The organism is Mucilaginibacter arboris (assembly GCF_009754915.1).
GTDB lineage: Bacteria > Bacteroidota > Bacteroidia > Sphingobacteriales > Sphingobacteriaceae > Mucilaginibacter_A > Mucilaginibacter_A arboris.
Genome location: NZ_WPIK01000001.1, coordinates 229,884 through 243,215, shown reverse-complemented (window position 1 = coordinate 243,215; position 13,332 = coordinate 229,884). Strand labels below are relative to the sequence as shown.

Annotated in this window: 14 protein-coding genes; 3 read left to right on the top strand and 11 right to left on the bottom strand. The window is 38.8% G+C overall.

The genetic code is table 11. The features are described from left to right. Positions 1–231 precede the first annotated feature (231 nt). From GO621_RS01185 to GO621_RS01175, 3 genes are read left to right on the top strand one after another with little or no spacing between them, the layout of a single operon-like run. Positions 232–1,437 (top strand): serine hydrolase domain-containing protein, encoded by a 1,206-nt coding sequence (locus GO621_RS01185; RefSeq protein WP_157563228.1) that lies wholly within the window; start codon positions 232–234, stop codon positions 1,435–1,437. Between the two features lie 21 nt (positions 1,438–1,458). Continuing rightward, positions 1,459–1,773 (top strand): YbaB/EbfC family nucleoid-associated protein, encoded by a 315-nt coding sequence (locus tag GO621_RS01180; RefSeq protein WP_157563226.1) that lies wholly within the window; start codon positions 1,459–1,461, stop codon positions 1,771–1,773. 29 nt (positions 1,774–1,802) lie between these two features. Beyond that, the gene (locus tag GO621_RS01175; protein ID WP_157563223.1) at positions 1,803–2,480 is read left to right on the top strand and encodes a metal-dependent hydrolase; all 678 of its coding nucleotides are present in this window, start codon (positions 1,803–1,805) and stop codon (positions 2,478–2,480) included. A gap of 52 nt (positions 2,481–2,532) precedes the next feature. Here the strand turns inward: GO621_RS01175 and GO621_RS01170 are convergent, their stop codons facing one another. From GO621_RS01170 to GO621_RS01120, 11 genes are all read right to left on the bottom strand, one after another. Next, on the bottom strand, positions 2,533–3,798 hold the full coding sequence (locus GO621_RS01170; RefSeq protein WP_157563220.1) for a glucose-1-phosphate adenylyltransferase: 1,266 nt from the start codon (positions 3,796–3,798) through the stop codon (positions 2,533–2,535). Further along, the gene (locus GO621_RS01165) at positions 3,795–5,219 is read right to left on the bottom strand and encodes a glycogen synthase (RefSeq protein WP_157563217.1); all 1,425 of its coding nucleotides are present in this window, start codon (positions 5,217–5,219) and stop codon (positions 3,795–3,797) included. Before GO621_RS01165 ends, GO621_RS01170 begins: the two co-directional genes overlap by 4 nt. 82 nt (positions 5,220–5,301) lie before the next feature. Then, on the bottom strand, positions 5,302–8,118 hold the full coding sequence (gene polA, locus GO621_RS01160) for a DNA polymerase I (protein ID WP_157563215.1): 2,817 nt from the start codon (positions 8,116–8,118) through the stop codon (positions 5,302–5,304). Between the two features lie 83 nt (positions 8,119–8,201). Then, on the bottom strand, positions 8,202–8,771 hold the full coding sequence (locus GO621_RS01155) for a DNA-3-methyladenine glycosylase I (RefSeq protein WP_157563212.1): 570 nt from the start codon (positions 8,769–8,771) through the stop codon (positions 8,202–8,204). Positions 8,772–8,821: 50 nt separating this feature from the next. Further along, positions 8,822–9,118 carry a hypothetical protein gene (locus GO621_RS01150; protein WP_157563209.1) on the bottom strand — a complete coding sequence of 99 codons (297 nt, stop codon included), beginning with the start codon at positions 9,116–9,118 and terminating at the stop codon, positions 8,822–8,824. 48 nt (positions 9,119–9,166) lie between these two features. Continuing rightward, complete coding sequence (locus GO621_RS01145; RefSeq protein WP_157563205.1) at positions 9,167–9,526, bottom strand: carboxymuconolactone decarboxylase family protein; 360 nt, start codon at positions 9,524–9,526, stop codon at positions 9,167–9,169. 33 nt (positions 9,527–9,559) lie between these two features. Further along, positions 9,560–9,898 (bottom strand): MGMT family protein, encoded by a 339-nt coding sequence (locus GO621_RS01140; protein ID WP_157563202.1) that lies wholly within the window; start codon positions 9,896–9,898, stop codon positions 9,560–9,562. A gap of 58 nt (positions 9,899–9,956) precedes the next feature. Continuing rightward, on the bottom strand, positions 9,957–10,607 hold the full coding sequence (gene trmB / locus GO621_RS01135; RefSeq protein WP_317163362.1) for a tRNA (guanosine(46)-N7)-methyltransferase TrmB: 651 nt from the start codon (positions 10,605–10,607) through the stop codon (positions 9,957–9,959). Positions 10,608–10,904: 297 nt separating this feature from the next. Continuing rightward, entirely contained in the window at positions 10,905–11,423 is a 519-nt protein-coding gene (locus tag GO621_RS01130; protein WP_157563199.1) for a hypothetical protein, read from the bottom strand. Beyond that, the gene (locus GO621_RS01125; RefSeq protein WP_157563197.1) at positions 11,420–11,770 is read right to left on the bottom strand and encodes a phage holin family protein; all 351 of its coding nucleotides are present in this window, start codon (positions 11,768–11,770) and stop codon (positions 11,420–11,422) included. Before GO621_RS01125 ends, GO621_RS01130 begins: the two co-directional genes overlap by 4 nt. Positions 11,771–12,098: 328 nt before the next feature. Continuing rightward, a complete protein-coding gene (locus tag GO621_RS01120; protein ID WP_157563194.1) occupies positions 12,099–13,238 on the bottom strand; it encodes an OmpA family protein in 1,140 nt (379 codons plus the stop codon). Between the last annotated feature and the right edge of the window lie 94 nt (positions 13,239–13,332).

The window sequence follows — 13,332 nt, the reverse complement described above, 5'->3', positions numbered from 1 at the left end:
GGCCGGGCTTTCCAGGGCTGCGCTCCGCTCCGGTGCTACGCACTAAACCCTTCCAATCCCTAACGCAAACCCTTGCAATGGTAATATCGTTCTTGTCATCCCTCTATCCTTCAACCCAAACAAAAAATAGGCAGGTAAAAGAAGCATCATAATTATTGAAACTTTTCAGCCAGTTTTCGTAAGATAATATCTTATTTTCGCGATCGTTAAAGCGACAGATTTTACAGGTTAATGAGATTACAGAACTACCTTCTACCAATTACGGCCGGCCTTTTTTTGCTGTCCGCTTGTTCCAAACATAAAAAAACAGTCCAGGAAGCAGCATACGAGGTCCCGTTTGATACGGCTTCACTCTTAAAATACAATCCTAAAAATGCCGATAAAAGGATAGACGCTTTTATGCAGAACCTGCATAAAAGAAGCGGGTTTAACGGCAATGTGCTGGTTGCAAAAAACGGGAAAATTCTGTACGAGAATGCTTTAGGCTGGGCCAATTATCTAACGCGGGACAGCTTGAAATTGAATTCTCAGTTTGAACTGGCTTCAGTTTCCAAAACATTAACTTCTACAGCTATTTTAATGCTGATGGAAAGGGGCAAACTGAAATTAGACCAGAACGTAAAAGCGTTTTTCCCAGATTTTCCTTACGATGGCATTACCATCCGTTTGTTGCTTACGCACCGTTCCGGAATGATGAACTATGTATATTTTACAGATGATATTTACCGTAAAGAACATCGTGATCAAAGAAAAGGGCTAAACAATGCGCAGGAAATGGCTTTAATAGCCCAATATAAGCCAGCTCCTTTTAACAAACCTAATGTCCGTTTCCTGTACAACAACTCTAATTTTATGGTGCTGGGTGCCATAATAGAAAAAGTATCGGGGATGCCTTATGCACAGTTTATGAAAGAAAATGTATTTAAACCGGCAGAAATGGCACATACAGCAGTTTATTCTAAAGCGGTTTATGAAAAAATTCCCGCTGATGTGGTTGGGCACGATCGTAACAGTTGGCGTTATTCTGTTGCACAAAATTTTTTGGATGGCCCCGTAGGCGATAAAGGAATTTACAGCACTATTGCTGATTTATATTTGTTTGACCAAGCTATGCGGGCAGGGCGTTTACTTAAGCAAGCAACCCAGGATTCTGCTTATAGCAATCGAAACCCAATGCTTCGCGGCCATTTTAATTACGGCTACGGCTGGCGTTTGTTTGAAGCACCCGGACAGAAAGTAGTTTACCACACGGGTTGGTGGCATGGTTTCCGGCATATTTTTTTAAGGGATTTAAAAAATGATGTAACCATTGTATTGCTTGGAAATATGGTAAACGGCAGCCTGCTCCACTTAGATGAATTATTTAGGATAACCGGCATGCCAATTGTACGAAAAAGTGCTTATACCGGTAACGGCAACGAAACAGAAGATCAGTAAATATAACCTAAAAACAGTATTATGTTTGATAAATTATTTGAAGCACAGCAAAAAGCAGACGAAGTTAAAAAACGCCTGGATGGCATAACTGTAACAGGAACTGCCGAAAACGGAAAGATTACCGTTACGGCAAACGGCAACAAACAAGTGCAAAGCATCAGCATTCAAGATGGTTTTTTTAAAGAAGCAGACCGCGAAGAATTGGAAGAGCTGCTTGCCGTAGCGGTAAACAAAGCCATAGAACAGGCAGAAAATCTGAACCAGGCAGAAATGGCTGCCATGACAAAGAATATGTTTGGCGATTTAGGGGCATTAGGAAACCTTTTCGGAAAGTAGTTTGTTCAAGGTAGAAATACTAAGAAAATATGAAAGCTACTTATTTCGGCCATGCAACTATTTTGCTGGAAACTGATAAAGCAAAATTGTTGTTTGATCCTTTTATTACGCCAAATGAATTGGCAAAAGGTATTGATATCGGTTCCATCAAACCAGATTATATTTTGCTGACCCATGGCCATATCGATCATGTGGCAGATTTGTTTACTATTCAAACCAACAGCAATGCAACTGTAATTTGTATTGCCGAAATCCAAGGCTGGTTAAATAAAAATGATGTAGATAAAGTACACGGAATGAATATTGGCGGTTCTTTCAACTTTAATTTCGGACGTGTAAAAATGGTAAGTGCTATCCATTCCAGTTCTATGGCTGACGGTACTTATGGCGGTAATCCTGCCGGTTATGTAATTTATGCTGATGGCAAAAAAATCTATATCGCCGGAGACACTGCTTTAACTTACGATATGAAGTTGCTGGAAGATGAAAATTTAGACTGGGCATTTTTACCTGTTGGAGATAATTATACCATGGGGCCGGAGGATGCCGTTAAAGCAGCTTCTTTTATCAATTGTAAAAATATTATCGGCGTTCATTTTGATACTTTTCCAGCTATAAAATTAGACCATGAAGCGGCTAAATCCAAATTTGCTGCTGCCGGATTAAATTTTACTTTACCGGAAATAGGACAAACAATAGATCTGTAAAAGCAAAAAGTCCCGGAATTTCCGGGACTTTTTGCCCATAAAAGAAGTATGTTTAAATAATGGTACCGCTTTGGATGACGGCATTCTTTTTGACAACAATAATACCTTCTGTAACAGTATAAGTTCCAAAGTCGCCATCCTCCAAATGGCTGCCCCCGTTTATTTTTACATCGTTCCCTATATAACAGTTTTTATCGAGGATAGCATTATTGATATAACAACGCTCGCCCACGCCCATTAAAGGCTTGTTCTGTAATTTGTATTCTTCAATTTGTTCCAGGTTTTGATAATAATCATTTCCCATCACATAAGTATTCAGGATAGTGGTGCCGACACCAATACGGGTACGGATACCAATAACGGACCTGGATATATGTGCTGCATGGATGATACATCCGTCAGAAATCATGGCATTGTGTAATGATGTTCCTGAAAGTTTAGAAGGTGGCAACATGCGTGCACGCGAGAAAATGCTTCTTTTATCAAACAAATTAAATTGTGGTATTTCGTCTGTTAAGCCAAGGTTAGCATCAAAAAATGACGGAATACTACCAATATCTGTCCAGTAACCTTCATACTGGTAACTTAAAATTTTGTGTGTTCCGATAGATTGCGGAATAATTTCTTTTCCAAAATCTGTACGGGTATTTCCTTCCAGCAACTCGTACAAAGTTTTTCGGTTAAAAATATAAATACCCATGGATGCGAGGTAAATCCTGCCTTGTGATTTCATTTCATCACTTACTTCAGAATCCCATCCCGGCAACATATCTTTTTTGGGCTTTTCGATAAAGGAAGTGATCATCTGGTTTTCGTCTGTTTTCAGGATGCCAAAACCGGCAGAATCGGCTTCATCAACCGGAATAGTTGCGATAGAAATTTCAGCGCCTTTGGCTTCATGCTCGTCTATCATTTTGCAAAAATCCATCTGGTACAACTGGTCTCCGGATAAAATCAGCACATAATCAAACTCGTGCGGCGCAAGGTGATGTAACGATTGCCTAACTGCATCTGCCGTTCCCTGAAACCAGGTTGTATTGTGTGGCGTTTGTTCTGCAGCAAGGATATCAACAAAAGACTCGCTAAAAACACTAAAATGGTAAGTGTTTTTAATGTGCTTGTTTAATGATGCCGAATTGAATTGCGTTAGTACATAAATTCGTTCGATGCCCGAGTTGATGCAGTTCGATATCGGAATATCTACTAAACGATATTTACCGGCAATAGGTACGGCTGGTTTAGAGCGCGTAGCCGTTAGGGGGAACAGACGGGATCCCTGTCCGCCGCCCAATACGATGCAGATTACTTTGGAACTCATAATTTAGGTTTTAAACTTTGGTATAGGTTAATGTATTCTTTAGCTGAACGGTCCCAGGAGAAATCGAGGGCCATTACCTTAGGGTACAACAATTGTAATTCGGCTGTGTTCTTAAAAAGTTCAATAGCTCTTTTTACCCCGGTAAATGTTTCAGGCACCGTAGCTCCGTTACAACGAATGCCGTATCCTCCTGTTTCACTGATGTCTATTACCGTATCTTTTAAACCGCCTGTACTGTTTACGATAGGTAGCGTACCATACCGTAAAGCATAAAGCTGGTTTAAACCGCAGGGTTCTACACGCGATGGCATCAAAATAAAATCTGCACCGGCATAAATGCGGTGCGCCAATTCTTCGTTATAACCGATGTAAGCGTTGTATTGTCCCGGGAATGCTTCTTTTAGCACACTTAATTCATGTTCGGTTGCTTCGTTTCCAGAACCTAATACTAAAATGCTGGACGGATTTTCCTGGTCGGCAAGCATTTGCCGAAAAAGTTCCGGCAATAAATCAGCACCTTTTTCTACCACTAACCTTCCAATAAAAGTAAACAATGGTTTATCGGGAGTAAAACCGAATTGCTGGCATAGTAACTGTTTGTTCTTTAATTTTTTGGTTGAAACAGTTTTTGCTGTGTACTTAGCGGAAATCATCGGGTCTGTTTTCGGGTCCCAAACATCCGTATCGATACCATTGATAATACCTGTCCCATAATCTTTTTCCAGCTCAAACAAAAATTCTAATCCGTTAGAGCTAACAGCTAATTCTTGTAAATAGCTTGGCGAAACGGTAGTAAAAGCATCGGCACATTTAACCGCAGAAGCTAAAGGGTTAATACCGCCGTTCCAATCCAGCAAACCCGTTCTCCAGGGATCAACATCCGGAAGATAACTAAACTTTTCCCAGCCAAAAGCACCATGATACTGACCGTTATGGATGGTAAAAACTGTACGGATATTAGACAAAGAAGTATAACGGAAAGAATTGTATAACAGGAAAGGGACCAGCCCGGTTTGATGATCGTGACAATGGATTATGTCGGTTTGCTCTCCCGACCATAACATCCAGTCCAAAAATGCCAGTTGAAACGCTACAAAACGTTCAATATCATCATCATAGCCATAGACTTCGGTCCGGTCGAGCAAGCCGGGGATTTTCAGGATATAAAGATCAAAACCTAATTTTCCGGTCCGTTCTTTCAAAATTTCAAAAAAGAAAGGCCGGTTGCCCATGGTAGTAGTTGCCTGAAAGATGGTATCAAATGCATTTTCCTGTACAAACTTGCGTTCGTAAAAAGGCATCATAATCACAGCTTCAACACCTGCCTGATTTAAGTATTTGGGCAGCGCTCCAGCTACATCTCCCAAACCGCCGATTTTAGCAACAGGATAACATTCTGCACTTAAATGAATTACTTTCATACTTTGAAATAGTTTATAATTGGTAGGCTCAATGTAGCAATTATAATATAGGAAACTCAAATAATATTAATATGTTTCAGCTTTAATGTGCTTCCAGCCAATTGCTTCCGCTTCCTGTTTCTACCACAATCGGTACGGATGTTTTAAAAGCATTTTGCATGTGTTCTTTCACTAAGGGCAATACCGTTTCCAGCTCATTTTTTGGTACATCAAACACCAGCTCATCATGCACTTGCATCGTCATTTTTGCATCCAGTTTTTTGCTGATAATATCATGATGGATATTAATCATTGCAATTTTAATCATATCAGCAGCAGAACCTTGTATCGGCGCATTAATCGCATTTCGTTCTGCATAACCACGGACAGTTGGATTAGCCGAATTAATATCGCGCAAATATCTTCTCCGGCCTAATAAAGTTTCTACGTAACCATTTTCCCGTGCAAAATCCAAAGTACTGCTCATGTAATTTTTGATACCCGGATACTGGTTAAAATATTGTTCAATAATTTCTGATGCTTCTTTTCGGGAAATACCTAAACCTTGCGATAAACCGAAAGCTGATTGTCCGTAAATAATACCAAAATTAACCGCTTTTGCGTTTCGTCGTTCGGTAGAAGTCACTTCTTCTATCGTCCGTCCGTAAACTTTTGCTGCTGTTGCAGTATGAATATCGATGCCTTTAAAAAAAGCATCCATCATGTTTTCATCTTTGCTGATTTCGGCAATTAAACGAAGCTCGATTTGCGAATAATCCGCAGAAACTAAAATATGGTCTTCGTCCCGTGCAACAAAAGCTTTCCGTACTTCCCGGCCACGTTCGGTTTTAATCGGGATATTTTGCAAGTTTGGATTATTGGAGCTTAACCTTCCGGTTGCTGCAACTGCCTGATTGTAAGAAGTATGAACGCGACCGGTTTTTGGGTTGATCATCAGCGGCAAAGCATCAACATAAGTTGATTTTAGTTTTTGCAACTGACGGAAATCAAGGATATCCCGAACAATATCACTTTTATTTGCCAATAAAAGAAGCACGTCTTCGCCGGTTTGGTATTGGCCGGTTTTTGTTTTTTTGGCTTTTGGATCAAGCATCAGCTTCTCAAACAAAACTTCTCCAAGTTGTTTGGGTGATGAAATGTTAAATTTTAATCCTGCCTTTTCATAAACCGTTTTTTCAAGTTTAGCGAGGTCACTTTCTAAATGTAAAGAAGATTCTTTTAACGTTTCCTGGTTAATTTTTACACCTTCAAACTCCATATCTGCCAAAACATGAATCAGCGGATATTCCAGATCGTGCGCCAGTTTTTCTGCATTTACAGCTTTCAGGATTGGTACAAATGCTTCTTTTAGCTGCAAAGTTATGTCGGCATCTTCGGCAGCGTATTCTTTGATTTTTTCAACTTCCACGTCACGCATCGTTCCCTGGTTTTTTCCTTTTGAACCGATGAGCGAAGTGATAGAAACTGGCGTATAACCTAAATAATTTTCGGAAAGTAAATCCATATTGTGGCGCGTATCCGGATCGATCAGGTAATGCGCCATCATGGTGTCAAACAAAGCGCCCTGCACGTTGATGCCGTACCATTTCAGGATTAAAATATCAAACTTCAGGTTCTGACCGATCTTCGTGATCTGCCCGTTTTCCAGGACCTCTTTAAATTCGTTTACAATACTTTGAGTTTCAGTTTGATCAGCAGGAACGGGAACGTAATAACCTTCTCCGATTTTTATGGAGAAAGATAAGCCAACTAACTCGCATTGGTTAGCATCTGTTCCGGTTGTTTCTGTATCGAAACAAATAGAAGTTTGATTGCCTAATAATTCAATTAATTCGCGTCGTTTTCCAAATGTATCAGCCAGAAAATAGGAGTGCTCCGTATTATTGATGTTTTTGCTGGGCACAATCGGTTCCGGCGTTTCTGCTTCTGCTGATTTTTCTGTGCTAAAAGAAGCATTGCTGTTTTCAACCGGCTGTCCAAATAAATCAGTCTGTACGCCAATAGTAGAACGTGCTTCGTTTACCGAGAAATCTTCACCAAAAACACGACGGCCAATCGTCCTGAATTCCAGTTCGGCAAATAAAGGTTCCAGCAAATCACGGCTTGGCTTTCCTACTAATAAAGCATCCTCGTCCAGTTCTACCGGCGCATTCAGTAATATTGTGGCTAATTTTTTAGAAACGATTCCCTGCTCGGCAAAGTTCTCTACGTTTTCACGCATTTTTCCTTTTAACTGATGGGAATTTTTGATCACTTCCTCAACAGAACCAAATTGTTTGATCAGCAATTTTGCCGTTTTCTCTCCAATTCCTGGAATTCCCGGAATATTATCCACCGCATCTCCCCACAAACCTAAAATATCAATTACCTGTTCTGCGCGTTCTACTTCCCACTTTTCCAATACTTCTTTTACCCCTAAAATTTCCATCTCGTTTCCCATTCGCGCAGGTTTATACACGAAAATATTTTCGGAAACCAATTGGCAAAAATCCTTATCAGGCGTCATACAGAAAACGGTATAACCTTTTTGCTCTGCTTTTTTGGCTAAAGTGCCAATGATGTCATCCGCTTCAAAACCGTCCGAAGTAATTACCGGAATATTAAAGCCTTCTACTAAACGGACAACATAAGGCAAAGCCAGCGATAAATCTTCGGGCATTGCCTGCCGGTGCGCTTTATAAGCAACAAAATCTGTATGGCGTTCTGTAGGCGCATCTGTATCAAAAACAACAGCTAAATGCGTTGGTGCTTCTTTTTTAAGGATTTCCATCAGCGTATTGGCAAAACCCATTACAGCAGAAGTGTTAATTCCACTTGAGGTAAAACGAGGATTTTTGCTTAACGCAAAATGTGCGCGGTAAATAAGCGCCATGCCGTCCAGAAGGAATAATTTTTTCATTGGATATTGATTACACGGATGCAAAAGGATTGCACCGATTAATGCAATTTTAAGGATTTGGATTGATTAGGCGATGCTTAAAATTAGAATCTGAAGCTACAATTTTCGGTATGATCGTTTACCATGCCTGTTGCCTGCATGTGCGCATAACAAATGGTAGAACCGAAGAACTTAAAACCGCGTTTTTTCATGTCTTTACTAATGGCATCAGAAATTGCTGTTGTAACTATCGGCCCGCTGTTTAATTGTTTTGTGTTGATGATTGGCTTTCCTTCGGGCATAAAACTGTACAAATACTGATCGAAAGTGCCGTACTCTTTTTGCACCTGTAAAAACAGTATCGCGTTGCTGATGGCCGCCTGGATTTTTAAACGGTTGCGGATAATCCCGGCATCCTGCATTAATCGTTCTACGTCTGCTTCGGTAAAAGTTGCTACTTTTACGGCATCAAAATCAGCAAAAGCTTTTCTATAGTTTTCCCTTCGGCGCAAAATTGTTAACCAGCTTAAACCAGCCTGTGCAGATTCAAGGACCAAAAATTCAAAAAGAATGCGGTCGTCGTGTACCTCCTTGCCCCATTCTTCGTCGTGGTAACGCATATATAACTCGTCATTTCCGCACCAGGAACAACGTGTAATTGTATTTTCTTCCATTACCTAAAATTAAAAATGCTGCCTAAATTTAAGCAGCATTTTTAAAAAATTTATCTTGCAGGCCGCCAACCACCTTTTACCCAGGTATGCCCGCGGCTATCATGGTTCCAGTGTCCGGGATGATAGCTGTAATTAGGGCGTGGCCTGCTCCAATAACCGGGACGGGCCACATACCTGCCACCGCTCCAGTAATATTCCGGTTCAATCCAGATAGCGCCGGCAAAAGGCGGGGCAGGGCGAGTGTAAACATAAGGCGCAGGGCGTTCGGCTACGTAATAGGATCCGCCACAAGAAGCAAACATCAGGGCTAAAGTGCAAATCAGCATTATTGATTTTATCGCTTTCATAAATTTTTATTTTTTTATTTATGACGATTGCAAAGCTTCAGCGTTTAATCAATTTTGATGATTTCCTTGCTGGTTCAATTCATCCCAAAATTCAACAGCACGGCGGTAATGCGGAATGACGATAGAACCGCCAACTAAATTAGCAATCATAAAAATTTCGTTCATTTCATCGTGGTTAACGCCTTCATTATAACATTTTTCCAAGTGATATTTAATGCAATCATCGCAACGCAAAACCATTGATGCAACCAAACCAAGCATTTCTTTGGTTTTTACACTAAGCGCTCCGTTTGCATAAGTTGTGGTATCTAAAGCAAAAAAACGTTTGATATTGGTGTTGGCCGTTTCCATAATCCGCTCGTTCATCCGGCTACGATAGTTGTTAAAATCGTTTATTAATTCACTCATATTTTTTTATTTATAACGATGATGCTTCTTTTATCAGGGTAAAATTAGTTCTGTTGCCGGGTCCCAGAATACTTCTTTAAAGTTTTTGATCTGATCATCTTCTACCACAATTCCTTCGTTTTCTAATAACTGCTGCATTAAATGCGGACTGCCAAAACGTTGTTTTCCGGTTAATAACCCCGTTCTATTTACTACGCGATGTGCAGGCACCCGCGGCAAAACATGAACAGAAGCGCCCATTGCATAACCAACTACCCTTGACGATCCTTTTGTGCCTAAAAACGCTGCAATTGCTCCGTAAGTGGTTACTCTTCCGGCCGGCACTTGCCTAACAACCCAGTAAACCTTTTCGTAAAAGCTGTCGTTCTCCATTTTTAAATTTACTCAAAAGAAAGAATTGTGGGCTGCTATTTTAAAAACAGTTAAAAAATTAGTCGAATGAAAACTTTAGATAATTAATGTTTTTATTATTTTGAAGATACTTCTTTTCGTAATAAGTTTTAATGGATAGAATTTCATTTACATGATCAGAATGATAAAGGTCATTGGTCGCAATATGTAATTTCAGATGATGTTCGGCAATCTTTTCCAAAGTGTAAGCATATAACTCATCATTATCTGTTTTTAAATGGATGAAGCCCTTGGGTTGCAAAATATGACGATAATTTACGAGAAAACGGGGCGAAGTAAGCCTCTTTTTTTCGCGTCCTAACTGTGGTTGCGGATCAGGAAAAGTGATCCAGATTTCCGAAACTTCTTTTGGTTCAAAGTATTCTAAAATCTGCTCAATCTGAATCCTTAAAAAAGCCACGTTAGTTACATTTTCTTCCAGCGCTGTTTTGGCGCCGCGCCAAATCCGGTTGCCTTTATAATCAATACCAATAAAGTTTTTACCAGGAAAAAATTGCGCCATCTCTACGGCATATTCTCCTTTTCCACAAGCAAGTTCCAGAACTAAAGGATGGTTATTTTGAAAATGATTAGCATTCCAGTTTCCTTTTAAGGCATGGCCTTCTGTTAATTGTAAAACGTTTTCAAAAGTTGATATTTCTGCAAAGCGCCTTAGTTTATCTTTTCCCACAAATTCAAAAAATTAGCTGGCAAAAATAGCTTTAGCAAAGAGGTATCAGAAATATAAATTGAAGTTGTTTCTATTTTTAACATTGAGGGACCGATTACATATTACTATTAATAACAGCAACAAGTGAGATAAACAATGATTTTTAGGTGATAAAAGAAGCATTGCCTAAAATACCGCAGCTAAAAGAGCAACTGTTGGTTGTAATTATAAAACTTTGTTTAATGTAAGATGTAAACAAAAAAAGCAGGACCTGATGAAAAGGGCCTGCTTCAAAAAAAATAAAAAATGTAATGGCTGTTAATCTATACTTTTAATTACGATTGGTGTGTTTGCTTTTGCAAGCGTTTTTACTTTGATCGTCTTTTTAGCAGGGAATTTTATTTTTGACAGTAAGTTTTCAAGTGGTTTTACTTTTGATATTACTGTATCAGGGATTTTTGATTTTGATACTGCTGTTTTCAATTTTTCCCATCCCGAAGTTACCGAATCCTGATTGATATAACCGGAAGCTTTTTTAGAAAGGAAAGTAACGATTGACCGGGTAATAAAGCCAGATTCTTTAAACAGGGTTTTGTTTAGCGTTAAAGGGAGCAAAAATTTAGAAATAGCGCCAATAATATCCTGGCTAAATAAACTATTTGCATTTGTGCCCGTACTGCTGCTTTCAGATTTGGGAAACGCCGAAAGTATAGTTTTATAAATAGTTTTAGGACTGCTGAAACGTTGTTTAATAGCAGCTTCCTGTTGTACGGTTAAAGTTTCTAAACGTACAATCTCATTCCTTAAATCATGGATACTTTTAATTGGTACAATCATTTGCTGTTATTTTTAAAAAATTTTGTAATAAAAAAACCAATAAGCGGTGCTTCAATATATTTAGCCTTTAATACAAGTACTAAAATAGCCAGTATAATATATAATAAAGTAATACAGCCAAAACCAGCCCAGTAAGAACCCAATAACGAACCAAATAGTAAAGCGAGCGTTACACTAAAAAACAACAAAATGAATAAACCCAATACAGCAATTATTGCATAAGCAACTACGTTTGCAGCAATACCGGTTGCTTGATCAATTACTTTGTATTTAAGTAGTTTAATGCGGGTTTCTATATACTCTTTTATCTGCTCTATTATTGGGGGGTTTATTTTGTTTTGTTCCATAAGATATTGGTTTTTTGTAAACTGTTGATGCCTTGAATTGAAATCAGTTTTAGTAATTTACAATTGATACTTTTATTGTAAAAGCATTGCATAGGAAAAAGCATTTGTCATTTTAATTTATAAGCAATCATACTTTTACTTGCGATACTAAAAATAGCTAACTATCGATTGATTAATAATGTTTGCTATAAATTTTATTTACTACTTAACAGAAGGTTGTTATCCTACATCAGGAACACGGGAACAGTAGCAACAAGTTGATAAAATCAGGGCATAAAAAAAGCTCCGGATTAATATCCGGAGCTTTTTGTTTATCACAAACTAAATTTTATTTTTTAGCTGCTGCTTTTTTCTTTTTAACAACAGTATGGTACTTTTTAGTACGGACACGATATTTTTTAGTAACGGTTTTTTTAATAACTACAGGAGCTGGAGGGGCAGGAGGTGCTACAACCACAGGGGCCGGGAATTTAATTTCGCAACCAGAACCATCAACAACAGTACCAGCAGGTGTACCTGGGCATTTGTCTAAGTCATCACGAACACCATCACCATCAGAATCTTTTTTCAAGTCAGAAATACTGGTTTCAACACCACTAACTTTACCTTTTAAGCTGTCAACAGTAATACGTAATGTAGAATCTTTTAACTCATCATACATCATGGCAGCCGGATTAACCCAATCTAAATTTGGTTTAGATTTTCCACCCAAAGCAAATTCTAAACCGCCATAACCGTAAGAAAATTTATCTTTTGTAGGATAACCTTGTGTATTTCCGTCTAAATTATCACCGTCTATGAAGTTGGCAGTATAGCCTAAATTAAGGGCAACTTTATCAGATAATCTAAATTTAACACCTACACCAACAGGAATAACTAACTCATGAACATAGGTATCATTTCCGCCATTGGCTTTGTCTTTCCAATCTATAACAGTATTGTTTGCATAAGTAACTTTAGGGGCATAAGCAGCAAGGCCACCACCAGCAGAAACGAAGAAGTTAACAGAGTTTTTACGACGGATAAAATCTACGGTAGCAACATTAACTACACCACTTAAAGTCGCAGAATATGCTAATTGTGTATCAAATGCTCTAATGCCATTTCTTACACCACCAACAGCATTTACATTAGAGCCAGAAAGTTTTCCGGAAACACCCTCTAATTCTAAGCCAAATGCATGGCCTAATTGTTTTCTAATCGTAATGCCGTAACCTAAATTCAGCTCTTTGTTGGTGAAATCATTAACTCCAAAAGGGATAAGCGGAGCTAAAACACCAGCATTGATACCAATGTTCCAGGTAGTGTACTGTGCACGGCCACCAAATACTTTTGGGGTAGTTGTTGTGGCTGGCATACTTGATCTGGCCGATCTTCTTGTAGCTGTAGAATCTTGTCCGAAGGACTTAGCCGCCGGCAGGGACAACAAGCCGAGAGCTATTAGTGAGTAGAGGTTTACTTTTTTCATTGTCTTTTTTTTGGATATGCAATATTGCTAATTATTTTTTTGATTAACAACATTACCGTGAATAGATAGTTGGTTGAATTATTTTAAATTTTTA